The following is a 25,638-nucleotide window of genomic DNA, read 5'->3' on the forward strand; positions in this document are numbered from 1 at the left end:
CATGCTCAAAGCAGTTCTGGCCGCCTCCGCCCTGTTTGCATCCCCCTTGTTCGTTTCTGGCGCCGTTTTTGCTGAGGACAAGCCCGCATACGAAACCGGCATGATCCCCGCCGGGCACATCATGGTGCCTGATGGCGACATCCTCGCCAGCGTCTTCCTGATTTCCGATGCGGACGGATGGTCGGCGGCCGATGAGACCCGTGCCAAGGCGCTGGTAGAAAAGGGCGCCGCCGTGGTCGGCATCGACTTCAAGGAATATCTGAAGGCGCTCGAGGCCGACGATGACGAGTGCATCTATATGATCTCGGACATCGAGTCACTCTCGCAGCAGATCCAGCGCACCGCCGGCACCAGCAGCTATCGCCAGCCCATTCTTTCCGGCATCGGCAAGGGCGGAACGCTGGCGCTGGCGATGATTGCGCAGAGCCCTGTCTCCACCGTGCGGGAGGCCATCGCCGTGGACCCCAAGGCCGGCCTGCCTCTCGAGAAGATCCTCTGTACCCCCGCCACCAAGGATAAAGTGGATGGCGAAACCGTTTATGGTCTGACCGACGGTCCCCTTCCTGCCCCCGTCAGCGTGCTGTTCACCTCTGCTGCGGATCAGAAGGGCCGCGACCACGTCAACGCGCTTGTCAAGCTGCATCCCGATATCGACGTGACGGATGTGGATGACAAGGCGGACGAGGTTCTGACCCAGACCCTCTCCGACCAGGTCGACGCCGCAGGCGACACCGACAGTCCGCTCGGCCTGCCGATCAAGGTTCTGGAAACCAGCCCTGTCATGGATACCATGGCGGTGATCTATTCCGGCGACGGCGGCTGGCGCGATCTTGACGAGGAAGTGGGCGGCGCCTTCCAGAAGGAAGGCATACCCGTCATCGGCGTCGATTCACTCCGCTATTTCTGGAAGGAAAAGAAACCACAGGAGGTCGCAAGCGATCTCGGCCGCATCATCGATACCTATCGCAAGGAATGGAAAGTCCGCAATGTTGTGTTGATCGGCTATTCCTTCGGTGCCGATATTATCCCCGCCACCTATAATCTGCTGCCCGACCGCGACAAATCGCATGTCGTGCAGCTGACCCTGATGGGTCTTTCCACCGAAGTGGATTTCGAAATTTCCGTCGAAGGCTGGCTTGGCGTGGCCGGCGAAGGCAAGGGCGGCAAAACGGTGGATGACATCGCGAAGATCGATCCGAAGCTGGTGCAATGCATATATGGCACGGAAGAAGAAGACGAAGACCCCTGCCCCGGCCTGAAAGCCAAGGGCGTGGAGGCGGTCGGCATTGAGGGCGGCCACCACTTTGACGAGGATTATGAGGGGTTGGCCAAGCGTATCGTGACATCGCTGAAGACCCGGCTGCCGAAATAGCGGCGTCTCACTCACCACCTTGACCCGGGCTACGACAGGAGCCCTCGACAGTCCTTGGCGAATGGGCCGCCGACGCTTTTCCGCATCGCGCTTGCGGAATCGCCTAAACTATTATTCAAAAGAACCGGACTGCAGTGGATGTTGATCTATTTCTGCAACCCTGCTGCTGTTGATCGCAAACCATCGATTTATATATCCGGACCGGTTCAGGGAGCCGCCGCATGCTTTCCTCAAAACGAAAAACAAAAACGCCGGTCCTAGTGGAACGCATCGACCACTTTGTCGCACAAGTCAAAGAGGCGATGAAAAACGACGACGCCTCGCGCAACAGAAAGATCCGCGATCTGTGGGACGCCGAGGTCCGCTACCATTTCGACAATGGGCGCACCGAAAAGACTCTCGAACTTTACATCATGAAGTACCGTAACGCCTTGAAGGCCGAATTCGGTCCCAAGAGCACGCCGCTTGCCATTTGCAACATGAAAAAACTGCGCGAGCGGCTGAAAACCTACATCGAACGTGCCGACTATCCGAAAACGGGCGTAGCAACCTCGATCGTCGAGAAAATCGAACGCGCGGAATTTAATACAGCCGGCCGCAAACCCACCGTTCTTCTGCGCATCGCGGATTTCATTTCTGCGATGAACGGCATGGGCACGAAAGAAGAGATGCAGACCCTGTGGAATGCTGAAATCAGCACCATGAAGGGCAGAGCCCAGACAACGATCATCTCCTACATCACCAAATATCGCAACGCCATCCGCGAGGCGTTTGGCGACGATCACCCGATGCTGAAAATCGCCACCGGCGACGCTGCGATGTATGACGATGCGCGACGGGTGAAGATGGAGAAGATCGCCAGAAAGCACGGCGCGCTGATCACCTTCGAGAACTACCGCCAGGTTCTGAAGATCTGTGCCGACAAACTCCTGTCAGCCGATCCCCTGATGATCGGCATCGGCCTGATCGGCATGACCGGACGCCGACCCTACGAAGTCTTTACCCAGGCGGAATTTTCGCCTGCTCCCTATGGCAAGGGCATTTCCAAATGGAGCGTCCTGTTCAACGGCCAGGCCAAGACAAAACAGGGCGAGGGAACGAAATACGGTGTGACCTATGAGATCCCGGTGCTTGCGCGCTCGGAAACCATTCTTGCCGCCTACAAGCGCCTGCGCGAAAGCGGGCAGGGAAAATTGTGGCATGGCATGTCGATCGATGATTTTTCATCGGAGACGCGCCTGTTGCTCAGGGACACGGTTTTTAACCTCTTCGAAGATCTCTGGCCGAAGGAGGAGCTTCCCAAGCCCTATGGTCTTCGGCATCTCTATGCGGAGGTGGCCTATCATAATTTCGCACCTCCCCACGTGACCAAGAACAGCTATTTCGCCGCCATTCTGGGGCATAACAACAACGATCTCGAAACCTCCCTCTCCTATATGACCTACACGCTGCCGGAGGATCGAGACGATGCGCTTGCACGGGCAAAGCGCACGAACGAGCGGGCATTGCAGCAAATGGCCGCCATTGCGCCGGTTTCCCGCAGCAATCCATAACGCAGCCGCACCTGCCTTGCGGCCAAGCACGCCATGGATAACCCGACGCGCAGGACTGTCCCCGCGGAGATTTCGACATGCCGTTGCGCCCCGATCCGGGCGCGCGCTCCTGTGCCCCTGCTTTGGATAAACCGCCGATTTTTCTACCCCTTCCAGCCACGATGTATTGTACCGACACCGCTGCGAACAAAATAATTAAATGAATCAATATTTTATAAATTAAACACTAACGAATTATATCAAGTATAAATTAAATAAATACAGCCACACGCAAGTTATATCCGAAACAATATTGACAGTTTCACGAATGAATATTGTCCGGAGGCTTGGGGTGCTGCCCGCATATACAACTTACACCCTCTATAATCGCGACCTGGCATCGTCACTGAAACGCGTCGCAAACGATCCGATCGTATCGCGCGACGCCAAATACTACGCCGACAATATTGGCAAGATCAAAAATCTCGATGAGTTTCTGAAGGACCACAGGCTATATTCCTACGCCATGAAGGCCTATGGCCTGGGCGAGATGACCTATGCCGCCGCCTTCATGAAGAAGGTGCTGGAAAGCAATCTCAACGACCCGAACAGTTTCGCCAACAAGCTGAAGGACACCCGCTACCGCGACTTCGCGGCGGCGTTTGATTTCGGCACTATCAAATCGGAAAAAACGGTTCAAACGCAAACCCAGCAGGACCGGCTGGTTGCCGCCTATCACGATGCACACAAACAACGAGACGACGAACTGAAGGAGGAAACGCGGTATTACAACATCGTCATCGACACGGTCGGCCATGTGGATGACATCTTCAAAAACACGCGGTTGCGGGACTATGTTTTCAAATCCTTCGGCATCGACGCCGAAGCCTTCAACTACAAACATCTGCGGGATGTTCTGACCAGCGATATCAGCAGCGCCGACAGTTACGTCAACAGAACCTACAAACCTCTGGTCGAAGAATGGCAGGCAAAGACCGCCGATCTGCGCATCGAACGCGCAAAAGTCCCCTCCGCCGATAAGGCGTCGCTGGCCAAAATCGATTATCTGCTCGGCCAGTACAACAAGCGCATCGCCAATGCACACAAGCTCTTCGAAATGGCGGCAGCGTTTAATTTCCGCGATGACGGTTTCGTGGATGACGGCACGAAAGCGCAGACGGCAACCCAGAAGCGGCTGATCAACGAAACCTATGTTTTATCGTATCCTCGCCTGACGCAGACCGGCGCAGTTCTCAATCGCGACTTCTTCGCGCAAAAGATGAACGAGATTACCGATGCCGGACAACTCATATCCAATTCCCGTCTTAGAACGATGTTGATCGTCGCCTTCAACCTCAGGGACGACACCGATACCGACAAGAAAATCCAGTGGGCGCTTCGCGAAAATCCCGACGATCCGCAAAGCGCGCTTCACACCGAAAAGGACAAAGGCTTCATCGATCTTGCGAGAGCGTTCAATTTCGACCGGGAAGGCAAGATCGCTGCCGGAAAGACGATCCAGACCGCCGCCCAGCTCAGTACGATGATGACACTTTATTTTAGCCGCTACGACGACGCACAGGAGGCGGCGGACCAAAAGACGATCAAGGACTACAAACGCTATATCGGCCTGACGAAAAACCTGGAGGACTTCCTCTCCGCTGCACCGGCAGCCGTTACCATTCGCAATTTCGCGCTGAAGGCATTCAACATCAGCCCCGAAGAGGTTTCCACGTTCAAGTTGAAGAAGGTCTTCACCAGTGACCTGTCGGACCCGAAAAGTTATGTCCGCAGTCTCAAAGACGAAAGGTTCGTCCGGCTGGCGAAAGCCTATAATTTCGATGCCGAAGGCAGGATCGGCTCGCCACGGCTGGCCCAGGCCGAAAACGAGATTACCCGCATCTCCCGGAACTACGTTCTCGAAATGACCCGATGGAACACGGCCTCGAAGAGCAGGGAGACAACAGGCAAGCAGGATGAGGAACTCGCCGCCTATCGCCAGAAAAACAGCAAAGACAAGATAAAGGAAAAGGCAAAGACGGAGGCCGCCTATTACCGCCAGCAAATGGAGACGTTGGAAACCGTTGATCAGTTGCTTGCCGACCGCCGTCTGGTGGATTTCATGCTTGTTGCCCAACGCATCGACCCCAAATCGGTCAGCACCGATTATCTGAAAAAGATCTTCAAATCCGACCTCAAGGACCCCAAAAGCTTCGCCAACACCGAAAAGGATCCCCGCTTTCGCGCGCTTGCCGGTTCCTTCAACTTCGACACCAAGGGGAATATTCGCGCGACAGCCAGCCAGCATGTCCAGAACAACCGCGGCCTGATGGAAACGCGTGACAAATACGTTCGGCAGACGCTGGAGGAAAGGGCGGGAGAAGAAAACGCCGGTGTTCGTCTTGCTCTCTATTTCAAGCGGATGGCCGGCGGCATTTCCAATGCCTACGACATACTGGCTGACAATGCGCTTTCGGAATTCACCCGCACCGCCCTTGGAATTCCCGCGGAAACCGCGAATTCCAAGGTCGAGATGCAGGCAAAGATGATCGAAAAGAAACTGAAGATGAGGGACCTGCAGGAAGCCGGCAAGGTCGACAAGCTGATTGACCGCTTTTTGCTGAGGTATGAAATGAACAACTCGCCTTCCGATCCCCGTCTCGACTTGTTCGGCAATGGCAAAATGTCCATCAGCGGCAATACGCTGGCAACCCTCGCCCAGCTTCGGAACGCCCGCAGCCGCTAACTCGTCTGCCTGAAAAGGCTGGCTGGCTCTCGGATGGAAGCTGATACTGGCTCCGGCGGCCAGTGTCAGGGCAGTCAAACCCGCCCGTAGCCCTGATGCTGTAGAGCAGTATCATCACAGTCAACAACAGCCTGTCAGCGCACCAAAGCCGAAATTCCATTCAGGTGCGCCCCGCTGAAGCACGGGCCCGTCGAGACGACCGTCCATCGCGCCGTCTGCTAGTGTAATGTACCTGCAATGACCTGTTCCTATCCCTGCTGAAATTTACCGCAGCTGAAAGGAATTCCCATGTCCGACAGGTCATCACTTGCAGTCCCGCCGGCAATCACCCTCATCGCCGCCACATCGCTCTTGCTCACAGCCTGCGCATCAACCGTGATGAAAACTTATGTCGGCGCACCCATCACCAGCGTGATGCTGGACTATGGGCCGCCTGACAATGTCTATAGCCTCGGCCCCGGCCAGCAGGCCTATCAGTGGCGCAAGAACAAGACGCAGGTTGTGGCCGGATCATCAAGCGGCGAGGTCCGCTCGACGCGGCATGGCGAGCGTTACGACGTGTCCGAAACGCCTGGTTATGTCGAGCGCATCGATTGCTACTACACTTTCTACACCCGCGGTTCCGGTAACGACTGGTATGTAACGAGCTTCCGGCAACCCTCACTCGAATGCGAATGAACCTCTTACGGCCCCCTCGCCGTTCGAGCCATTTCCCCTTACCGCCGCTTCGACCCGAAAGCGGCGGTCTTATGCTTCTGGGGCACATGTCAGCGGATCAGAAACGATAGTTCAGGCCCGCCTTGACGACGTGATCGCTGACATCCGTCTTCGATCTGCCGCTGGAGGTCGTCGTCGATACATTTCCCGTGTTCACGTAGTTATATTCGAACTTGGCCGAGAGGCCGCCGCCGAAACTCTGTTCGACACCCGCTCCCACGAGATAGCCCCGCTTCCAGTCGTCCGGTCCGGTAACGCCGTTTCCATCCTTGAATTTCGTCGTGGTCAGACCTGCGGTGCCGTAAAGAAGGGTACGATCAAGCGCCACACCGGCCTTCAGCTTGGCGGCGCCACGAAAACGCTCTCTCAGGCGGCCATTCGGCACCCGCGCCTCGTTGCCGAGATACGAGCCCTCCAGCTCCGCCCCGACGACACCGGAGCCGAACTGGAAATTGTAACCGGCCTGTACGCCACCCGTCAGACCACGGCCACTGGCCAGAGGATTGACTTTTGGTGAGGCGACGCCGCCATGTGCGCCGATATAAGCCCCATTCCAGGAAAAGGCTGGCGGACTGGTATAATCGAATTGCTGCGCATTGTAGTTGGCAAGATCAGCGGAATAGGCGCTCGGTGCCGCCATAATACTGATGGCAACAAGCGATTTTGCAATGAACGACATGAATGACTCCAGACGAAACCAGGGGCGTCTCAATCTGAGGCGCCAGGATTTCCGTTCGCGTTGAAGAACCGGAAACCGGCTCCCATGGTCTCCTGTGCGAATGAGCGCAGCAGATACGGGCATTTTCCGCGCGAGAATTGCGCCTGGATTACACGCGGCTGTTTTATTTAAATATAATTGTTATTTTTCATGTGATTATACTTATTTCTTTAATCTTATTTTAAGAACTTCAGGAGTCCGGACTTCCCGGAGGCGATTCATGGCCCCGCACCGCTCCCTGGCGTGACGGAGCGGACCTCCAGCCGAACGCAGAAGCCGGGATCAAGGTCGAGGAACAGCACCCTGCCCCCATGCAGCTCAGCTGCTTTCTGCACGAGATTGAGGCCAAGGCCGGCACCGGAGGAGCTGGTGTTGATGCGATGGAACGGTTCGAACACCTGCTCGCGTTCGTCAACGGGTATGCCCGGACCTTCATCACAGACATCTATGGTTCCTGCTGCACCCACCCGGACGACAATGGCGCCCCTGCCGCCGCCGTGATCGATGGCATTGCGGATGAGGTTGACGACCGCCATCTCAATGATCGACGTCTGGACCGTCAGCAGGGCTTCTTTTTCGCCCGGCTCGAAATCGAACTCGTAACCGGCATCCATCGCAATCGGGGCAAGATCGGTCGCGATACGTTCGACGAGAACATTCAAATCCTGCTCTTCCGCAGGCAGGTCTACCGCGCCCACCGCCTGCATTTCGAGAAGCTGGTGTGCGACGCGGGTAAGCCGGTCGATATCCGCCCGCAGCTGCCGGCTCAGCGCGTCATCGGGAAGAAGATCGGCGCGGACGCGCACGATCGCAATCGGCGTCCTCAGTTCATGGGCGGCGTCGGCCAGGAAGCGGTTGCGGCGATTATAGCCCTCGTCCAGTTTCGAGAGGGCAACATTGAAGGCATCCACCAGCGGAATGATTTCACTCGGCACCTTCGAGCGAGCGATACGGGCGGACCGGTTCTCGAAATTGATCGACTGCGCTTGGGTGACCGTTTCCATGAGGCCACTCAGTGAACGGCCGACCGCACGTGGGGTCACCAGCAATGTCGCAATACCCGTCAGCAGCAACATGGGCACCACGGCCACAAGAATAATGAATCCAATTCCCGGCAGCACGGTCAACCAGCGAATGGCACCATCCGCATCCCTTTCCAGATCCAGCTGTATGTTGATCCAGATATTCACGCCATCATTCGCGAGACCTTTTTCCGTCCCGGCAATGAACTGCAGCCGTCCGGCGGGCGTATCGCGGTTCTCCATCGTGGCCCGGACTGTTTCCCCAGCCTCCAGACGCGCCCTTTCGATGCCCAAAGGAAATGCCCCCGTCACGACGGAAGTGGGGATATCTCCATATCGAAGGACGATTCCTTCCGCGTCCCGGACCATGAACCAGAGATTGCGATAGCGCTGTTTCAGCGCCTCCAGATCGGGTGTAGCCGACACCTGTGTCCGTCCCTGCCCATCCTTTGTCACGCTTTCCGCAATGATGCGCACAGCCTCTTCATTGGCGCCTTCCAGCCTTGGATCGATGATCCAGATCCAGCCAACGAGAAGAACGACGAAGAGAACGAGCAAGAAAGCCTGCAGGACGAGAAGGCGCTTCATCAGCCCCCATCGCAGGGATTGGTTGTGCTGCGAACTCATGACTTTGCCCGAATGAGATAACCGATATTGCGCACGGCTCTAATCTCCACCGTGGCTCCCGCCTGCGCCAGCTTCTTCCTGATACGGGAGATGTGGGCATCGAGCGCATTGGACTCGATCTCGTCGTCGAGCGTATAAACCGCCTCGATCAGGTTGGACCGCGTCACGATACGGTTCGGGCGCCGCATCAGGGCTTCGAGCGCCAGATATTCCCGACGCCGCAACTCGAGGATGGAGCCGGCAACGCTGACTTCATTGCTTCTTTGATCAATGCTCAGATTTCCGAAAATCGCATATCTGTCGGAAATGGAAGGGCCGCGCCTGTGAAGGGCCCTGAGGCGGGCGAGCAGTTCCTCTATCGCAAAAGGCTTGGCGAGATAGTCATCCGCGCCGGCATCCAGCCCGTCAACGCGGTGATCGACACTTCCAAGCGCCGTCAGGACAAGGATCGGTACGGAATGTTTGCTGCGGCGAAGCGCCGATACAAGGTTCAGCCCCTCACCATCGGGCAGGCGGCGATCCAGGACAAGCACATCGTAGGAGCCGTCACGCGCAAGGACATCCGCATCGCTGATGGTACTGACATGATCGGCAAGCACATCGCGCCGGCGCAAGGCTTCGAGCAGCGCACGCGCCATTTCGGGTTCGTCCTCGAGAAGCAGGATTCGCAATGACTTTCCCCCAAAGATGAGCTCTTGCCATCCCCACCACTGATTGGTGAATGTTGCAGATAGATTGCAGCCCGGCCGCCCCTTCTTCTTGTACCATCCCAAACGGCGTAATCCGACTGGCATCGAAGGCGTTGGCCGCGCCACCTATCGCTGTCCCGAGGGTTGTCCGCGCTTGTCGAGTTCCGCACGCAGGCGTCAGGCCCCGGGGCCTGGCCTGTATCCGTGCCTCGCATAAAATCGATCAAGCTCCCGTTGTTGCGGCACCTCGCCGGTATAGATGGCGATATAATCCGCAATTCTCTTCATCCGCACTGCCACATCTTCCTCGGCCTGCATGGAAATGTAGCCGATCTGCACGAGATAAGTGGTGCGGGCGCGCACATCCGCAGTATTTTCGGGATGGCCGAAACGGACGAACATGCGCGAAAGCGCCTCCATTCTCACAGCATCCGCCTTGCGAACCTCGGCAAGAATATCATCGGACTGCAGCGCCCAGCTGCGCACCGCGAATTCGAATTTGCTGTCAAAAAGCGAGGGATCCAGCCAGCAATCGAAGACGTTCAGCATCGCCTCGGCCAAGGTTTCCGCGTAGGCCTCCGATTGCCTGAGGATGCTTCCCGTGTTCTTGTCGCGCCAGCGGGACAAAAGCGCCGCCAGCAACTCCTCCCGATCCTTGAAGAACCAGTAAAAGCTGGTGCGCGAGAGATTGAGCTTCTTCGCCAACGGCAAAATCTTGACGGAATCCACCCCCGATTCCAGCAGGGACTCGTAGGCGGCCTCAAGCCAACCCTCCTGCGATCCACGCCAACCGGTTTCGTTCAATGTCGCGTCCATGACAGTTGAGTAGCAAATCAGTCCCTGCGCGACAAGGCGAGGCGTACACTCTTGTCTAACTTATAGACACTGGTGTTTTGTTAATTGACACATATGTACATTTTCTCTTAGCCTCGCACCATACCCCCCTTGGAGCAGGCCCATGTCGAACGATCCCCTTCTTCAACCCTATCAGCTGAAGCACCTGACGCTGCGCAACCGTATCATCGTGACGTCGCATGAGCCCGCTTATCCGGAAGACGGCATGCCGAAAGGGCGTTATCGCGCCTATACCGTCGAGCGTGCGAAAGGCGGCGTGGCGTTGACGATGACCGCAGGCTCAGCCGCCGTTTCGAAAGACAGCCCTCCCGTCTTCAACAATTTGCTCGCGTACAAGGATGAAATCGTTCCGTGGATCAGGGAAATGACCGACGCCGTCCACGAGGCGGGGTCGGCAATCATGATCCAGCTCACTCATCTTGGCCGGCGCACCCGGTGGGACAAGGGTGACTGGCTGCCGGTGCTCGCACCTTCACACCAGCGGGAAGCCGCTCATCGCGCCTTTCCGAAAAAAATCGAGGATTGGGATATTGAGCGTGTCGTCAAGGATTTCGCCGACGCCGCCGAGCGTATGAAGGCTGGCGGCATGGACGGGGTGGAGCTGGAGGCCTATGGTCATCTCATCGATCAGTTCGCCTCCCCGCTGACCAACGAGCTGGATGGCCCCTATGGTGGCTCGCTCGAAAACCGCATGCGTTTCTGCCTCGACGTTTTCCGGGCGATACGCAGGCGCGTGGGTGAGGACTTCATCCTCGGTGTTCGTTACACCGCCGATGAATGTCTGGAGGGTGGCACCGGAAAGGCAGAAGGCCTCGAAATCTCCAGACTGCTGAAAGAAAGCGGTCTGATCGATTATCTCAACGTCATCAGGGGGCATATCGACACCGATCCCGGCCTGACCGACGTTATCCCGATTCAGGGCATGGCAAGTGCGCCGCACCTCGATTTTGCCGGGGAAATCCGTGCAGCGACACGTTTCCCGACCTTCCATGCCGCCAAAATTCAGGACGTTGCCACAGCCCGGCATGCCATCGCCACCGGCAAAGTGGACATGGTCGGCATGACCCGCGCGCACATGACCGATCCGCATATCGTGCGCAAGATCATGGAAAAGCGGGAGGACGATATCCGCCCCTGCGTCGGCGCTAATTACTGTCTCGACCGCATCTATCAGGGCGGCCTTGCCTTCTGCATTCACAATCCGGCAACCGGCCGCGAGGAAACCATGCCGCACGCCATCACCAGGGCCGCGAAAAGCCTGAAGGTGGTTATCGTCGGCGCCGGGCCGGGAGGCCTCGAAGCCGCAAGGGTCTGTGCCGAACGCGGCCATACGGTCGTGGTCTTCGAGGCAGCGAGCCATCCGGGCGGGCAGATTCGCCTCACCGCGCAGAGCGAACGCCGCCGGGAAATGACCGGCATCATCGACTGGCGCATGAGCCAGTGCGAAAAGCTCGGCGTCGTCTTCCACTTCAACAGCTGGGCGGAAGCGGACACGGTTCTCTCGCAAAAACCCGATGTGGTGATCATCGCCACAGGCGGCCTGCCGCATACCGAGGTGCTGTCTAAGGGCAACGAACTGGTCGTCTCCGCGTGGGATATTATTTCCGGAGACGTCAGGCCGGGTGCCAATGTTCTCGTCTATGACGACGCGGGAGACCATGCCGGCCTTCAGGCGGCCGAGCTCATCGCCAAGGCTGGCGGCAAGGTGGAAATCATGACACCGGATCGCTCCTTTGCCCCTGAAGTCATGGCCATGAATCTCGTTCCCTATATGCGCTCGCTGCAAAAGCTCGACGCCACATTTACCGTCACTTACCGGCTGGAAGCAGCCGAAAGAAGCGGCAACCAGATCGTCGCCCACGTCGGCAGCGACTATGGCGGCATTTCCAGACAGCGCACCGTCGACCAGATCGTCGTCAATCACGGAACAGTCCCGCTGGACGAACTGTATTTCGAACTCAAGCCCGGCTCGACAAATCTCGGGGAGGTTTCCTATGACGCCCTGCTCGCCGGAGAGGCTCAGACCGTCGCGCGCAATCCGACAGGCACATATCGGTTGTTCCGCATCGGCGATGCCGTCGCGGCGCGCAACACCCATGCGGCGATCTACGACGCCCTGCGCCTCGCAAAGGACATTTGAGGCGCGGGTCGCGTTGCGGCCCCAGGGGCGCATCGAGGGGATCATTCGATGCCGACGATGTTCACTTGTCAGGCAGGATGGCGGCTGTCGCCCGGATCATCGCACAGGCATAAGCTCGAGTGGGCCACAGTAAGATCCACTATATGGACCTCTATACGCGAGTCTAAAACTGCGTAATTGCGGCCTTTTACTATTGATTTTATCATTCTTCCTGTGTATCCCGAACGTATGGTTTTGTAACGGTCCATATCGTGGAGGCGATATACCGATACGCTCAGACTTTTGGAGGGGTCTGGCCGGTCTTGCGATGACAGATATATCCTGATGCCGGCCATGATCGTGGCTGGGGCCCGGACATTCTGCCTTGCTGACCACCATCCATTGCGAAGGTTGTTCTGCGGGAGAGGAGGCCCCAATGACCATGACCGCAAACGCGAATGACGACGTCTTTGTGCTCGACGGCGAGCTACTGCACACGGAGCCGGTAACGGGCTCCTGGTTCATGCGGCCGGTCGAGGCCATGGCAGCCATTCTTTTGGCGCTGATGATCGGCCTGCTTCTGCTCGGCGTGACATCACGTTATGCCTTGCATCTGCCGATTGTCTGGATCGATGAAACGGCGTCGTTGTGCTTCCTGTGGTTTGCCATGCTGGGTGCGGCCATTGCCATCGACCGTAGCGAGCACCTGCGCCTGACGCTGTTCCTCAACATGTTTCCGCAGCGTTTTCTGGGTTACATCAATTCTTTGGCGCTGGTGCTGGTGGCGACATTTCTTGCGGCTATCATCAAGCCCGCAATCGAATACGCCATCGAGGAATGGGTCGTCACATCGGCGGCGCTGAACATTCCCATGACTTTCCGCGCCGCAGCCCTGCCATTCGGCGCCTCCCTGATGTTGCTCCTGGTCATGAACAACCTCTTCCGGAGGGAAAGGCTGCGGGACATCGTCGCCGCTATCGTCACGGTTGCGGTGGCTGCCGGCCTTCTGTTTCTGGCGTCGCCCACACTGGAATCCTTTGGCAATTTTAACCTGGCGATCTTCCTCGGCCTGTTCGTGGCGGTGTTTCTGGCGCTCGGCGTGCCCATTGCCTTCTGTTTCGGCCTTGGAACATTGTCCTATCTGACTTTCACCACCTGGGTTCCGATGATCGTTATGGTCGGGCGCATGGATGAAGGAATGTCGGGCATCATTCTGCTGTCGGTGCCGGTATTCGTGCTGCTGGGCTGCGTCCTTGACGCAACCGGCATGGGCAAGGCGATCGTCGAACTGCTGTCCTCGATGTTCGGCCACATCCGCGCGGGCATGTCCTATGTTCTGCTCGGTTCGCTGTTTCTGGTCTCGGGCATTTCCGGCTCCAAGGTTTCAGATATGGCAACGGTCGCACCTGCGCTGTTTCCGGAAATGAAGCGACGCGGCCACAAGCCCAAGGAAATGATCGCACTGCTGGCCACCGGCGCCGCCATGGCCGATACCGTTCCGCCGTCCATCGTTCTCATCGTCCTCGGTTCGGCAGCGGGCGTATCGATTGCCGGCCTGTTTACCTCCGGCTTCATGATCGCCATGGTGCTGCTTCTGGTGCTGGCGGTATTGGCCCGGTGGAAAGCGCGCAATGAAAACATGGATGGCGCCAGACGCACTCCGTGGCCGCTGGTCGGCAAGGCGGCACTCGTTGCCGCACCCGCTCTGGTTCTGCCTTTCCTTATCCGCAGCCTTGTGGGCGGCGGTGTGGCAACGGCGACCGAAGTATCCACCATTGCAGTGCTCTATGCCATGATTATCGGCGCGGTGCTTTATGGCGGGATCAGCCTGAAAAAACTCTACTCGATGCTGGTGGAGACAGCGGCGCTCTCGGGCGCGATCCTGCTGATCCTCGGCTGCGCCTCCGCCATGGCCTGGGGTTTGACGCAAAGCGGTTTCGCCTTCGAATTGACCGCGATGATAACCGACCTGCCGGGCGGCTGGATGACCTACATGATCGTGTCGATCCTGATCTTCATGATCCTCGGCTGCGTGCTGGAAGGACTGCCTGCAATCGTTCTGCTCGCGCCGATCATGTTCCCCATTGCCCGCACGCTCGGCATCAACGACATCCATTATTCGATGGTCGTTGTGGTCGCCATGAATATCGGCCTGATGGCGCCGCCCATCGGCATCGGCTTCTACATTGCCTGCAAGATCGGCAATGTCTCGCCCGATGAAGCCATGGGTGCCATCTGGCCCTATCTCGCAGCCATGGTCATCGGCCTGCTGCTGATTGCCGGAATTCCGGGTCTGTCCACAATTCTGCTCTGACACCGTGGCGGGTCCGCACCCGCCATGCCGACGAACGACACATGCTTTTATTTGGGAGGAGAAAGCAATGATCATCAACAGACGTACCATGCTCGCCGGCGCCGGTTCTGCCGTTCTTGCCACCGCGTTCGTATCGCGCGCACGCGCCGCGGAATTCAGCTACAAATATGCCAATAACCTGCCGGCTGCGCACCCCATGAACGTGCGCGCCAAGGAAGCGGCCGATCGTATCGAGAAAGAAACCGACGGGCGGGTCAATATCAAGATATTCCCCAGCAGCCAGTTGGGGGCCGATACCGACATGCTGAGCCAGGTGCGTTCCGGCGGCGTTGAATTCTTCACGCTCTCGCCGCTGATCCTGTCCACGCTGGTACCAAACGCGTCCATCAGCGGCATCGGCTTTGCCTTCCCGGATTATGATTCCGTATGGGCGGCCATGGACGGCGATCTCGGCAAATATGTACGCGGTGAAATTGCCAAACAGAATCTCGTCGCCATGGATACGATCTGGGACAACGGTTTCCGCCAGATCACCAGCGCGTCGAAACCCATCACCACGCCTGCCGATCTCGAAAGTTTCAAGATCCGCGTGCCGGTGAGCCCTCTCTGGACCTCGATGTTCAAGGCCTTCAAGTCGGCTCCCGCTTCCATCAACTTCGCGGAAGTCTACACCGCGTTGCAGACCGGCGTCGTCGACGGCCAGGAAAACCCTCTGGCCATCATTTCCACCGCGAAGCTCTTCGAAGTGCAGAAGTTCTGCTCGGTTACCAATCACATGTGGGATGGTTTCTGGTTCCTCGCCAACAAGCGCGCGTGGGAGCGGCTGCCGGACGACCTGCGCACCATCGTTGCCAAGAACCTCAATCAGGCCGGCAAGGATGAACGCGCCGACGTGGCGAAGCTCAACGCCTCGGTGAAGGAAGACTTGATCAGCAAGGGCATGGCCTTCAACGATACTGACGCATCGCTCTTCCGTGCAGCCCTCAAGGAAGCCGGATTCTATTCCGAGTGGAAAAGCAAATATGGCGACGAAGCCTGGGCCATTCTTGAAAAGGCCGTTGGCGCCAGCCTGACCTGACCGGTCAGCAAATAATCGGTCCCGCCGCAAGCGGGGCCGATCCGATCACTTCTGGCTGTTTTAATGGAGACTGTTTTGACAGGTCGCCTGACGGGAAAACGCGCGCTTGTATTTGGCGCAGGATCATCGGGGCCGGGCTTTGGCAATGGCAAGGCTGCGGCCGTGCAATTTGCCCGCGAGGGCGCGTGCGTGGCCTGTGTCGACCTCTCCGCCGGCGCGGCTGAAGAAACCGCGCAGATCATCCGCGAAGAAGGTTTTGAGGCAATCGCCGTTGCCGCCGATGTCACGAAGCTGGAATCCGTATCAGCGGCAGTTGCACGAACCTGCGATGCCTTTGATGGCATCGACATCCTGCACAATAATGTCGGCGTGACGCATATGGGCGGGCCGGTGGAGCTGGATGAGGAGCGCTTTCGCGCCTCCGTCGATCTCAACATCGGCTCTGTCTATCGCACCGCCAAGGCTGTTCTGCCGGTGATGCTGAGGCAGGGCGGCGGCGCCATCGTCAATATTTCCTCACTCGCCTCGATCCGCTGGACCGGCTATCCTTATTTCGCCTATTACGCCATGAAGGCCGCGGTCAACCAGGCCACCGTGGCGCTGGCGATGCAATACGCACGGCAAGGTATTCGCGCCAATTGCGTTCTGCCGGGCATGATCGATACGCCGCTGATCTACAAGCAGATCAGCAGCCAGTACGCCTCCGTCGAGGAAATGGTGGCGGCGCGTAATGCCGCGGTGCCCGTGGGGCGCATGGGTGATGCCTTCGATATCGCCCGCGCCGCCGTTTTTCTGGCATCCGATGAAGCAAAATTTATCACGGGCATCTGCCTGCCGGTCGACGGCGGCCAAAGTTGCGCAGTGGGGGCGTTTACCTGATATGGCCACGGTGGTTGCGGCGGAAAACGATCTGACAGGGGCACGTGCCGTGGACCGGGCGCTGGCGCTGCTGTCCATGGTGGGGCGGCACGCCGAACGCGGTGTGTCGCTTTCCGGCATCGTCGCCGAAAGCGGGTTGAACAAGCCAACGGCCCGCCGCCTGCTGCTGGCGTTGATCCGGGCAGGCCTCGTGGAACAGGACGAAGAGACACGCCGATATTATCTCGGCGAGGAAGCCTACGTGCTGGGCAGCCTGTCATCACGCCGTTTCGGATTGTTGCAGATGGCTCAGGACGGACTGACGCGTATTTCCCGCCGTACCGAGGATTCGAGCTTCCTTTCGGTACGCCGCGATACGTTTTCGCTCTGCCTCTATCGTGAGGAAGGCACCTGGCCCGTGCGTACCCATGCGCTCCAGGCCGGTTTCGAGCACCCGCTGGGTATCGGCGCCGGATCTCTCGCCATGCTGGCCGCCCTGCCCGATGCCGAAGTGGATAGCGTCATCGCCGCCAATAGCGGCCTCATCGCCGCGAATTATCCCGGCATCACGCTCGACGGGCTACGCCGTGATGTCGAATTGACCCGGGCAAACGGCTACTCGCTCAATCCCGGCCTCATCCTTTCCAATTCATGGGGTATCGGCGTCGCAATCCGCACGCCGGATGGAGCGGTGGCGGGAGCGATGAGCATCGCCGCCGTCGATAGCCGCATGCGGCCGGAGCGTCAGCCAGAACTGGCGGCGCTGCTGCGCGAAGAGGTGACACGTATCGAAACACGCATCGCAGAAATGATGGCCAGCCGCGCACGCACGCGCGGAGACGGCGAACCGAAGCGACAGGCAAGGAGAACGAGCAAATGAGCAAAGCGCAGATCGTCGGCTGGGCGCATTCGCCTTTCGGCAAATCGCCCCTTGAAAATACCGAACAGCTGATGGCGTCAGTCGTCGCGCCGGCCATAGACCATGCGGGCATCGACGTTGGCGATATCGACGGCATTTTTGTCGGTGTGATGAACAATGGTTTCTCGAAACAGGATTTTCAGGGCGCCCTGGTGGCAATGGGTGATGAAAGACTGGCCTATACGCCCGCCGTGCGCTTCGAAAATGCCTGCGCGACGGGATCGGCCGCCCTGTACAGCGCGATGGATTTCATCGAGGCGGGGCGGGGCCGCATTGCGCTCGTCGTGGGCGCCGAAAAAATGACGGCGCTTCCCACCGCCGAGGTAGGCGACATTCTGCTCTCTGCTTGCTACCGCGCAGAAGAGGCCAATATCCCCGGCGGTTTTGCCGGCCAGTTCGGTCGCATCGCCCAGGCCTATTTCCAGCGTTATGGCGATCGCTCGGAGGAGCTTGCGATGATCGCCGCCAAGAACCACGCCAACGGCGCGGTCAATCCCTATGCCCATATGCGCAAGGATTTCGGCTTCGAATTCTGCAACACCGTGTCCGATAAGAACCCGTATGTCGCAGGCCCGCTGCGCCGTACCGACTGCTCGCTGATTTCCGACGGCGCGGCGGCCATCGTTTTGGCCGACGAAGAAACCGCAGCCAGCCTCCACCGGGCGATCGGCTTTCGGGGCAGAAAACAGATCAATGACATTCTGGCGCTGAGCCGCCGCGACCCGCTGGCCTTCGAGGGCGCCCGCCGCGCATGGGCCGGCTCGCTGGAACTTGCGGGCGCTACGCTCGACGACCTTTCCTTCGTTGAAACGCACGACTGCTTCACCATAGCTGAACTTATCGAATATGAGGCCATGGGGCTCGCAAAACCAGGCGAAGGGCACCGGGTCGTGCACGAAGGCACCGCGCTGAAGACCGGCCGTTTGCCAATCAACCCTTCAGGGGGACTGAAATCGAAAGGCCACCCGGTCGGAGCGACCGGCGTTTCCATGCATGTAATGGCAGCGATGCAGTTGATGGGCGAGGCTGGAGACATGCAGATCCCCGGCGCCTCGCTTGCCGGCGTTTTCAACATGGGCGGCACCGCGGTTGCCAACTATGTTTCGATCATGGAGCGCGTGAAATGAGGACACCTGGCCCCGTGCAGCATCCTCCGGGCGGTGTCACACCATCAACCACGCGGGTGATGAACCTTTCGCATTTTCTGACGCAGGCCGCGCGCCGCAACCCGCATCATATCGGCTTCGTCTGGGGTGAAACGACCTGGAGCTGGGCGCAAATGGAAGCCCGCGTCGACGCCATGGCGCATGCGCTGGTCAATGAATTCGGTGTCGTCAAGGGTGACCGTATTCTGGTGCAGTCTTCCAACAACAACCAGATGTTCGAATCGATGTTCGCCTGCTTCCGGGTGGGCGCGGTGTGGGTGCCGACCAATTACCGCCAATCGCCAGATGAAGTCGGCTACCTGGCAAAGGCCAGCGGCGCACGCGGCATGATCTGCGCCAGCGCTTTTCCCGAACATGCGAAAGCAAGCCGTGAAGCCGCAGCAATCGATTTCACCATCGCCATCGGTCAGACGGAATTCGGTGAGGATTATGATGCGATTGTCGCCCGTCATCTGGGTCAGAAGGTCAAGGGCGAGGCGGTGGATCGCGACGATCCCTGCTGGTTCTTCTTCACGTCGGGCACCACCGGGCGCCCCAAGGCGGCGGTGCTGACCCACGGGCAGATGGCCTTTGTCATCACCAACCATCTCTGCGATCTGATGCCCGGCACGGGAACAGGCGACGCATCCATCGTTGTCGCTCCGCTTTCGCACGGCGCGGGTATTCACCAGCTGGTGCAGGTGGCGCACGGGGCAAAGACCGTGCTGCCGGCATCGGAAAAACTCGATGTCCCCGCCGTTTGGGCGCTGATCGAGAAATGGCGTGTCACCAATGCCTTCACCGTGCCGACCATTCTGAAAATGCTGATTGAAGACCCGTCCGTGGATCGTTTCGATCATTCCTCGCTGCGCTATGTCATCTATGCCGGCGCGCCGATGTATCGCGCCGACCAGAAACGGGCATTGGCAAAGCTCGGTCCGGTGCTGGTGCAATATTTCGGCCTCGGTGAAGTCACCGGCAATATCACCGTGCTTCCCCCTTCTTTTCATAGCGCAGAAGACGGTCCGGAAGCGCGGGTCGGCACCTGCGGGTTCGACCGGACAGGCATGGAAGTGCAGATCCAGAACGACGCAGGCGAAGAGGTGGAGGCGGGAGAAACCGGCGAGATCTGCGTGATCGGTCCCGCCGTCTTCGCCGGTTATTACAACAACCCCGACGCCAATGCCAAAGCCTTCCGCAACGGCTGGTTCCGCACCGGCGATCTCGGCCACCGCGATGAAAACGGCTTCGTTTACATCACCGGGCGCGCCTCCGACATGTATATTTCCGGCGGCTCGAACATCTATCCGCGCGAGATCGAAGAAAAAATTCTCATGCATCCCGATATCAGCGAGACGGCGGTTCTGGGTGTGCCAGATGCTGTGTGGGGCGAAGTGGGCGTGGCGGTCTGCGTGGCGAGAGAAGGCGCTGACATCGCCGGCATCGACCTCAGGGCCTATCTGGAAGGCAAGATGGCCCGTTACAAGCTGCCGAAAACAGTCGTGTTCTGGGATGCCATGCCAAAATCCGCCTATGGCAAGATCACCAAGAAAATGATCCGCGAAGAGCTGGAAAGGCGCGGCCAGATGCCGGTTTTCGAGGAAAAGCGGACAGGCTGACGCGCGCGGCATTCAACCGGGAGGAGAGGGTATGACACAACGGACGGCAGGGACAAAAGGGGCTGTCGCGATCACCGGCGGAGCATCCGGCATCGGTTTTTCCACCGCGCAGCTGCTGATGGCGCGCGGATGGCAACCCTGGCTGCTGGATCTCAAGCGCGAAGCGCTGAACGCGGCCTGCGAGAAGCTGGGTATCGACGCCTCGCGTGGCATCGTGTGCAACGTGGCGGATGAAGCGTCGATAGAGGAGGCATTCGCCGCATTGACGGTGACTGGCGTTGAACAGGCGGTTGATCTGGTGGCCGTCGTCAACAGCGCCGGCATCGGCATCGACAAGCTTTCCGTCGAGACCAGCGTCGAAGAATTTCGCCGCATCGTCGACGTCAATCTCGTCGGCAGCTTCGCGGTGGCTCGCGCGGCGGCGCGTTACTGGCTAGACCGTGAGATTCCCGGCTCCATCGTCAACATCAGCTCGGTTTCCGGCATGTGTGGCAACCGGGGCCGCAGCGCCTATGGTGCCTCGAAAGGCGGCGTCAATCTCCTGACGATGGTGATGGCGAACGAGCTCGGACAATCGGGCATCCGCGTCAATGCAATTGCACCCGGCCCGGTCGATACACCACTGACCCAGGCGGTCCATACCGAGAATGTTCGCGATCAGTGGCACAGCCGTGTTCCCATGCACCGCTATGGCAGAACCGATGAAATCGCCTCTGCCGTGGCGTTTCTGGTGTCGGATGATGCGAGCTACGTCAATGGTCAGGTTCTTGCCGTGGATGGCGGCTTCATCACCGCGGGGCTGGCGGTATGACGCCGATGGCACAGGCAGCGCTTCCGCGCAGCATCGTCCACCCCGGGCCGGAGACACCCGAGCGCTTTCGCGCCATCGGCTGCCGTGCCCATCCCGTCACGTTAATCGTCCGTGCGGGCATGTGCGTCAACGAAGCGATTGCCGCTGCCTTTGCGGAACGGGGTTTCGAGGGTGGCTACATCAGGCTGAAAAACGTGCCGATGAAGCGGCTGGAATACGTTATGCCCGCGGCCGCTCCTGATGCCTCCCATGCGGCCTGGTACAGCGAAACCTTTTCCATGCCTGAGGGCACGATCATCGATGCCGGCCTTCATATGGGACGTCGCGATGGCCAGCCGTTTCTGCACTGCCATGGTTCGTGGAAAAGTGCTCAGGGCGTCGTCTCTATGGGACATCTGCTTCCCTTCGAAGCCGAATTTGCCCAAGAAATACAATTTGAGGCGCTGGCGCTTGACGGAGCGATCCTCGACGCTCGGCAGGATGAGGAAACGAATTTTCCGCTTTTCACGCCCATCCCCCGGCCGCGTAGGCATCAGGATGCGGGACTGAGGGCGCTTTTATGCACTGTTCGGCCTAACACCGACATCTGCCTCGCCCTCGAAGCGGCCTGCACGGAATTCGGCCTGCCGGAAGCCGATGTCAATGGCATTGGAAGCCTTATCGGCGCGGACTACGATGACGGAACGTCCATTACCGCCTACGCCAGCGAAATCCTTATCCGCGCAGGCCATATCAGCTCCGACAGTGAACGCACGGCGCTGGATATTGCGATGGTCGATCTCACCCGCCACATCAGCGGCGGGCGGTTGGTGCGCGGCAAAAACCCCGTTTGCGTCACCTTCGAACTTCTTCTGACGGAGAAACGTGAGGCCGCAGCTTGAGCGGCGCAGGGACGTTTGGCGACACGGCGCCCCTGTTCGTCCCATTCTGTTCACGCCGCTTGCGATTTTTCCGTCGGCAGCCATTCCTCCAGCGTCACCTCGAAAGTCATGCAGACAGGGTTGGCGCCTGCGATGAAGGGGCCGCCGTAAACCACACCCTCCGTATCAGCCACAACGCCGGTCAGCGCGGCGCGCAACGAGCCATCAGGCTGGGCACGTACTTCGCCGGCTATCGAAACGATTTCAACGGCGGGGCCGCTTATCTGCAGAAAATCGCCGCTGCGGGTGCCGAGGCACGCATCCACCAGGCTGCCCAGCGCACCGCGCACGAAGGCATTGCGGAAACCCTCGGCCAGGCACAGTTTCTCGACGCCGAGCACAAGATCTTCATTGGGGGCTATGCGGGCATAGGCCACGCGCCCCATGGAACCGGATTCGACAATATCATGCATGTTCATCGGCGCGCTCCATGCGATTTTTCGGTTGAAGAAGGGGAATATTCGTTTCTGGATCGAAAGACTGTTGCAACAGGAAACTGTCGAGCGAGGTCACAAGCGCGGAAATGCCACCCTCGCCGACAATGCAGGATTCTGTCAGCAAATGACCGCCTCTGACCAAACCCGCCGCCGTTCGCATGGCGGCGTGGCAATGCACGATCGGCTCGCCTTTCATGCTGCGCCCGAGCGTGGCGTTGCCGAAGATGAGCCACGCCGCACCGGCGTCGATGGGCTTCGTATAAGCGATGACGGCGTTGCCGGATGGATCAGGCGGAGCAACGCAATAGGACAATCCATCGAAGTGCCCTCCGAGTATGGTCAGGGAGGCGCTTTCAATGCCTTCCCCCGCAAGCGGCTGAACGATGCCGTCGTAAAGGCTGCGCCCCGGCTTGATGAACAGCCGGACATGGCGCGCCGAGGGCGAGCGCAGGCTGTTGATGCGCACAGGCGCGGAAATACCGGGATGGATCAACGTCCTGGGTCTTGGAAAATGCTGCTGCGATATCGGTGCCATGCCCGCTCCTCCCTGCTGCCTGTACCATGCAGTACGGTACTAAAAAACCAGCCGAAGGTGCTTTCGAATGGCGCAGCCAAAGCATCGAAACCAAGACACTTCTTTCGCACGCCGACGGATCGGCGGCAGATTTTTTCGCTGCATGTTTGGGAGAGACCGGCATGACGAAGCCGCTCGACAGGATCGACCGCAAAATACTCCGCGCCCTGCTGGAAAACGGCAGGCTGAGCAATACGGAACTATCCGAGAAGGTGGGACTTTCACCCAGCCCCTGTTGGCAGCGAGTCAAGCGGCTGGAAGAGGAAGGTGTCATCCGCGGCTATACGGCAATTCTCGATCAGGCGCAGCTAGGCTTCACCGAGACGGTAATCATCGAGGTCATGCTGGAGCGTCACGATGATGAGGTTCTGGAACGCTTCGGCGAAGCCATGGCGGCTCTTCCAGAGGTGCTGGAAGCTTATCTGACCACCGGCGAATATGATTATCTCATTAAGGTCGCGGTGGCGGGAACCGCAGGTTACGAGCAATTTCTGCGCCGCAAGCTCTACAAGATCGAGGGCGTGCGCCATTCGCGCTCCTGCTTTGCACTCAAATGTCTCAAGCACACCTTGTCGGTCGTGCCAGATACCGAGCCTCCGTCTCGTCCGACCTGAAAACACTTGTAGGTCGGATAAGCGCCCGTTGCACCACCCGTGATGCAACGGGCACTTTTAAGCTCCTGCCCGCGGCCCCGCACCATGGGTAAGCGTCCCTTTCGGTAACAGCTTCATGACGAAACTCGCCACGGACGATTTCTCGTGCAATGCGGATGCAGGGCTGGGATGAAGAAGCTTGCGACGGTGGGCCTTCCGCAGCTCTCCGTCCGGCACCCCAACATCCCGCTCTATTTTAGTGGCCGCCCTTGGTGGACGGCGCCGGCGTGTTGAGCAACTGCTGCTCCCAGAGATAGGCGATGCCGCTGCCGCCGAAGTGCTGGATGAGAATTTCGGTCAGCTCCTCAACATGCTCGGTGCGGGCCCAATCGCGTTGCCATTCACCCGCAAGCGCCATTACCGTCATCACATTTGCGCCGGCCGTGATCATGCGCTGGATGGCAACTTCATGAGATTCCTTCGAAATCCCGCCGGAAGCGTCGGTAATCACGGTCACGTCCCAGCCTTCGCCAGCGGCCTGGATCACGGGCATTGCAACGCAGACTTCGGTCCACAGTCCGGCAATGATCAGCTGCTTGCGGCCGGTCGCCTTGACAACGTTCACTACATTCTCGTCCTGCCAGGTGTTCACCCAGGTGCGATCGATGACTTGCTGATCAGGAAACACGTCGGTGATCTGCTTGAAGAGAAGTCCGCCGCGTGCCGCAATTACGCTGGTGAGGACAGTCGGAACATCGAAGGCTTTGGCCAGCTTCGCCAGCGCCGTCGTGAGATTGACCACAGCCTGCGGATCGTGGCTGTTCAGGTTTGCGAGCTGATAGGGCTGATGATCAATCAGAACGAGGACGGAATCTTCGGGGCGGAGAAGTGAATCAAGGCCGTTACGAAAGGTCATGGGTTCATCCTGTGTTGGCGGTTTATCGAAGCGCTTGCGCAAGGGACCTGCATCCCTTCGGGCGTTGCCGCGGGAGGAAACTTGTCATTCCTGTTTATGATGCGGTAGTCCTTGTCAGCGTTGAGCTGTGTTGCAGAATGGGGAACGCAGAGTGGATATCGAAGACATCAGGACATTTGTCGAAGTTGCAGATGCGGGAGGTGTCTCTTCGGCCGCAGTGCGGCTCGGCATCTCCAAGTCCATGGTCAGCAGGCGGCTGGCGCGGCTTGAGGCTGAACTTGGCGTTCAGCTTCTGGCCAGGTCCACACGCGGCGCTTCCCTGACGGAGGCGGGCGCCACCTTCCGGGACTATGCCGCCAGGATTTCAGCCGACATCGATATGGCGCGGGAGACGATTCTTCCGGCTGGTGAGCTTCGCGGGCGTCTGCGGATTGCGGCGCCGCTCTCTTTCGGCCCAACGCATTTCGCGCTCGTTATTGCGCAAATGGCGCGCCGCTATCGTCAGCTTCAGATCCAGACCTGCTACACTGATCGTTTCGTGGATCTGATCGCCGAAGGATATGATTGCGCGATCCGGGTCGGGAACCTTCCGGATTCAAGCCTCGTCGCCAGACGCGTCGGTCCGCTCTATGGAATTTTTGTTGCCAGCCCGGATTACATCAAGGTCCACGGCTCGCCGCAAACACCCGAAGAACTTGTGGCTCATCAGGCTCTCATGCAAGGCACGGAAACCTGGCAGGTGATGGACGGGGACAGGGTGATAACCGTTCGTCCGCAGGGACAGTTCAAGGCCGATAACGGAGTTGCTCTTGCTGTCGCCGCGGCGGCCGGATTGGGAGTCGCCGTGCTGCCTTACGACCTCGTCAAAAATTATCTGGCTGCGGGCGAACTGGTGGAAGTGATGAAAGGTCATCCTCCACCCCCGGCCGGGATATATGTCGTCCGGCCGCCGGGTCAGCATCCCGCAAGAAAAGTCCGGGTGCTGACCGAAATGCTGATCGAGTGCTTCGGCAGTGGGAAGGGCTCAAGCGCCTGACCGCATGAATGGGTCGCAGCA

Annotated in this window: 22 protein-coding genes; 15 read left to right on the forward strand and 7 right to left on the reverse strand. The window is 58.9% G+C overall.

Annotated elements, in window-relative coordinates:
• Window position 1: 1 nt before the first annotated feature.
• The 4 genes from ACZ47E_RS10665 to ACZ47E_RS10680 all read left to right on the forward strand — a co-directional run bounded on the left by ACZ47E_RS10665 (window position 2) and on the right by ACZ47E_RS10680 (window position 6,328).
• Window positions 2–1,372: a virulence factor gene (locus tag ACZ47E_RS10665; protein ID WP_045532266.1), complete on the forward strand. Its 1,371-nt coding sequence runs from the start codon at window positions 2–4 to the stop codon at window positions 1,370–1,372.
• Window positions 1,373–1,593: 221 nt separating this feature from the next.
• Window positions 1,594–2,925 (forward strand): telomere resolvase TelA, encoded by a 1,332-nt coding sequence (gene telA / locus ACZ47E_RS10670; protein ID WP_004443532.1) that lies wholly within the window; start codon window positions 1,594–1,596, stop codon window positions 2,923–2,925.
• 331 nt (window positions 2,926–3,256) lie between these two features.
• Window positions 3,257–5,650 carry a DUF1217 domain-containing protein gene (locus ACZ47E_RS10675; protein WP_278067011.1) on the forward strand — a complete coding sequence of 798 codons (2,394 nt, stop codon included), beginning with the start codon at window positions 3,257–3,259 and terminating at the stop codon, window positions 5,648–5,650.
• Window positions 5,651–5,938: 288 nt separating this feature from the next.
• The gene (locus ACZ47E_RS10680) at window positions 5,939–6,328 is read left to right on the forward strand and encodes a hypothetical protein (protein ID WP_113380802.1); all 390 of its coding nucleotides are present in this window, start codon (window positions 5,939–5,941) and stop codon (window positions 6,326–6,328) included.
• 97 nt (window positions 6,329–6,425) lie between these two features.
• Here the strand turns inward: ACZ47E_RS10680 and ACZ47E_RS10685 are convergent, their stop codons facing one another.
• The 4 genes from ACZ47E_RS10685 to ACZ47E_RS10700 form a co-directional block, all read right to left on the reverse strand.
• A complete protein-coding gene (locus ACZ47E_RS10685; RefSeq protein ID WP_113380803.1) occupies window positions 6,426–7,046 on the reverse strand; it encodes an outer membrane protein in 621 nt (206 codons plus the stop codon).
• A gap of 257 nt (window positions 7,047–7,303) precedes the next feature.
• Window positions 7,304–8,695: a sensor histidine kinase gene (locus tag ACZ47E_RS10690; protein WP_278067012.1), complete on the reverse strand. Its 1,392-nt coding sequence runs from the start codon at window positions 8,693–8,695 to the stop codon at window positions 7,304–7,306.
• Window positions 8,696–8,730: 35 nt separating this feature from the next.
• Window positions 8,731–9,405: a response regulator transcription factor gene (locus ACZ47E_RS10695; protein WP_022556873.1), complete on the reverse strand. Its 675-nt coding sequence runs from the start codon at window positions 9,403–9,405 to the stop codon at window positions 8,731–8,733.
• A gap of 195 nt (window positions 9,406–9,600) precedes the next feature.
• Window positions 9,601–10,239 (reverse strand): TetR/AcrR family transcriptional regulator, encoded by a 639-nt coding sequence (locus ACZ47E_RS10700; protein WP_006698730.1) that lies wholly within the window; start codon window positions 10,237–10,239, stop codon window positions 9,601–9,603.
• A gap of 142 nt (window positions 10,240–10,381) precedes the next feature.
• Here ACZ47E_RS10700 and ACZ47E_RS10705 point away from each other — a divergent pair, with 142 nt between their 5' ends.
• The 9 genes from ACZ47E_RS10705 to ACZ47E_RS10745 all read left to right on the forward strand — a co-directional run bounded on the left by ACZ47E_RS10705 (window position 10,382) and on the right by ACZ47E_RS10745 (window position 22,022).
• Window positions 10,382–12,418, forward strand: coding sequence for an NADH:flavin oxidoreductase (locus ACZ47E_RS10705; protein WP_278067013.1), 2,037 nt, complete (start codon window positions 10,382–10,384; stop codon window positions 12,416–12,418).
• A gap of 415 nt (window positions 12,419–12,833) precedes the next feature.
• Window positions 12,834–14,711 (forward strand): TRAP transporter large permease, encoded by a 1,878-nt coding sequence (locus ACZ47E_RS10710; protein ID WP_004443556.1) that lies wholly within the window; start codon window positions 12,834–12,836, stop codon window positions 14,709–14,711.
• A 67-nt stretch (window positions 14,712–14,778) separates the two neighbouring features.
• Complete coding sequence (locus tag ACZ47E_RS10715; protein ID WP_004443559.1) at window positions 14,779–15,789, forward strand: TRAP transporter substrate-binding protein; 1,011 nt, start codon at window positions 14,779–14,781, stop codon at window positions 15,787–15,789.
• Between the two features lie 75 nt (window positions 15,790–15,864).
• Complete coding sequence (locus ACZ47E_RS10720; RefSeq protein WP_162719315.1) at window positions 15,865–16,668, forward strand: SDR family NAD(P)-dependent oxidoreductase; 804 nt, start codon at window positions 15,865–15,867, stop codon at window positions 16,666–16,668.
• A gap of 1 nt (window position 16,669) precedes the next feature.
• Entirely contained in the window at window positions 16,670–17,527 is an 858-nt protein-coding gene (locus tag ACZ47E_RS10725; protein WP_464016847.1) for an IclR family transcriptional regulator, read from the forward strand.
• Window positions 17,524–18,693: an acetyl-CoA acetyltransferase gene (locus tag ACZ47E_RS10730; protein ID WP_278067014.1), complete on the forward strand. Its 1,170-nt coding sequence runs from the start codon at window positions 17,524–17,526 to the stop codon at window positions 18,691–18,693. The genes ACZ47E_RS10725 and ACZ47E_RS10730 overlap by 4 nt, the downstream gene beginning before the upstream one ends.
• Entirely contained in the window at window positions 18,690–20,330 is a 1,641-nt protein-coding gene (locus tag ACZ47E_RS10735) for an acyl-CoA synthetase (protein WP_278067015.1), read from the forward strand. The genes ACZ47E_RS10730 and ACZ47E_RS10735 overlap by 4 nt, the downstream gene beginning before the upstream one ends.
• 31 nt (window positions 20,331–20,361) lie before the next feature.
• Window positions 20,362–21,141: an SDR family NAD(P)-dependent oxidoreductase gene (locus tag ACZ47E_RS10740; RefSeq protein ID WP_278067016.1), complete on the forward strand. Its 780-nt coding sequence runs from the start codon at window positions 20,362–20,364 to the stop codon at window positions 21,139–21,141.
• Window positions 21,138–22,022, forward strand: a complete 885-nt coding sequence (locus ACZ47E_RS10745; RefSeq protein ID WP_278067017.1) for a PPC domain-containing DNA-binding protein — start codon at window positions 21,138–21,140, stop codon at window positions 22,020–22,022. Before ACZ47E_RS10740 ends, ACZ47E_RS10745 begins: the two co-directional genes overlap by 4 nt.
• Before the next feature lie 50 nt (window positions 22,023–22,072).
• On the opposite strand, the gene ACZ47E_RS10750 is transcribed toward ACZ47E_RS10745, so the two are convergent.
• Together ACZ47E_RS10750 and ACZ47E_RS10755 are read right to left on the reverse strand one after the other, a co-directional pair.
• Window positions 22,073–22,480: a PPC domain-containing DNA-binding protein gene (locus tag ACZ47E_RS10750; RefSeq protein WP_072494828.1), complete on the reverse strand. Its 408-nt coding sequence runs from the start codon at window positions 22,478–22,480 to the stop codon at window positions 22,073–22,075.
• On the reverse strand, window positions 22,467–23,033 hold the full coding sequence (locus ACZ47E_RS10755) for a PPC domain-containing DNA-binding protein (protein WP_004443577.1): 567 nt from the start codon (window positions 23,031–23,033) through the stop codon (window positions 22,467–22,469). Before ACZ47E_RS10755 ends, ACZ47E_RS10750 begins: the two co-directional genes overlap by 14 nt.
• A gap of 161 nt (window positions 23,034–23,194) precedes the next feature.
• On the opposite strand from ACZ47E_RS10755, the gene ACZ47E_RS10760 reads away from it, so the two are divergent.
• Window positions 23,195–23,686, forward strand: coding sequence for an Lrp/AsnC family transcriptional regulator (locus ACZ47E_RS10760; RefSeq protein ID WP_278067018.1), 492 nt, complete (start codon window positions 23,195–23,197; stop codon window positions 23,684–23,686).
• A gap of 235 nt (window positions 23,687–23,921) precedes the next feature.
• On the opposite strand, the gene ACZ47E_RS10765 is transcribed toward ACZ47E_RS10760, so the two are convergent.
• Window positions 23,922–24,581, reverse strand: coding sequence for a hydrolase (locus tag ACZ47E_RS10765; RefSeq protein WP_278067478.1), 660 nt, complete (start codon window positions 24,579–24,581; stop codon window positions 23,922–23,924).
• Between the two features lie 151 nt (window positions 24,582–24,732).
• Here ACZ47E_RS10765 and ACZ47E_RS10770 point away from each other — a divergent pair, with 151 nt between their 5' ends.
• On the forward strand, window positions 24,733–25,617 hold the full coding sequence (locus tag ACZ47E_RS10770; RefSeq protein WP_278067019.1) for a LysR family transcriptional regulator: 885 nt from the start codon (window positions 24,733–24,735) through the stop codon (window positions 25,615–25,617).
• Window positions 25,618–25,638 lie beyond the last annotated feature (21 nt).

The sequence above is a fragment of the Agrobacterium sp. 5Ca39 genome (assembly GCF_055382365.1).

Coding starts and splice junctions, on each gene's coding strand:
- ACZ47E_RS10700 (WP_006698730.1), bottom strand. CDS start 10,239: ATGGACGCGACATTGAACGAAACCGGTTGGCGTGGATCGCAGGAGGGT.
- ACZ47E_RS10760 (WP_278067018.1), top strand. CDS start 23,195: ATGACGAAGCCGCTCGACAGGATCGACCGCAAAATACTCCGCGCCCTG.
- ACZ47E_RS10745 (WP_278067017.1), top strand. CDS start 21,138: ATGACGCCGATGGCACAGGCAGCGCTTCCGCGCAGCATCGTCCACCCC.
- ACZ47E_RS10715 (WP_004443559.1), top strand. CDS start 14,779: ATGATCATCAACAGACGTACCATGCTCGCCGGCGCCGGTTCTGCCGTT.
- ACZ47E_RS10740 (WP_278067016.1), top strand. CDS start 20,362: ATGACACAACGGACGGCAGGGACAAAAGGGGCTGTCGCGATCACCGGC.
- ACZ47E_RS10750 (WP_072494828.1), bottom strand. CDS start 22,480: ATGAACATGCATGATATTGTCGAATCCGGTTCCATGGGGCGCGTGGCC.
- ACZ47E_RS10730 (WP_278067014.1), top strand. CDS start 17,524: ATGAGCAAAGCGCAGATCGTCGGCTGGGCGCATTCGCCTTTCGGCAAA.
- ACZ47E_RS10665 (WP_045532266.1), top strand. CDS start 2: ATGCTCAAAGCAGTTCTGGCCGCCTCCGCCCTGTTTGCATCCCCCTTG.
- ACZ47E_RS10725 (WP_464016847.1), top strand. CDS start 16,670: ATGGCCACGGTGGTTGCGGCGGAAAACGATCTGACAGGGGCACGTGCC.
- telA (WP_004443532.1), top strand. CDS start 1,594: ATGCTTTCCTCAAAACGAAAAACAAAAACGCCGGTCCTAGTGGAACGC.
- ACZ47E_RS10755 (WP_004443577.1), bottom strand. CDS start 23,033: ATGGCACCGATATCGCAGCAGCATTTTCCAAGACCCAGGACGTTGATC.
- ACZ47E_RS10685 (WP_113380803.1), bottom strand. CDS start 7,046: ATGTCGTTCATTGCAAAATCGCTTGTTGCCATCAGTATTATGGCGGCA.
- ACZ47E_RS10705 (WP_278067013.1), top strand. CDS start 10,382: ATGTCGAACGATCCCCTTCTTCAACCCTATCAGCTGAAGCACCTGACG.
- ACZ47E_RS10765 (WP_278067478.1), bottom strand. CDS start 24,581: ATGACCTTTCGTAACGGCCTTGATTCACTTCTCCGCCCCGAAGATTCC.
- ACZ47E_RS10710 (WP_004443556.1), top strand. CDS start 12,834: ATGACCATGACCGCAAACGCGAATGACGACGTCTTTGTGCTCGACGGC.
- ACZ47E_RS10690 (WP_278067012.1), bottom strand. CDS start 8,695: ATGAAGCGCCTTCTCGTCCTGCAGGCTTTCTTGCTCGTTCTCTTCGTC.
- ACZ47E_RS10735 (WP_278067015.1), top strand. CDS start 18,690: ATGAGGACACCTGGCCCCGTGCAGCATCCTCCGGGCGGTGTCACACCA.
- ACZ47E_RS10680 (WP_113380802.1), top strand. CDS start 5,939: ATGTCCGACAGGTCATCACTTGCAGTCCCGCCGGCAATCACCCTCATC.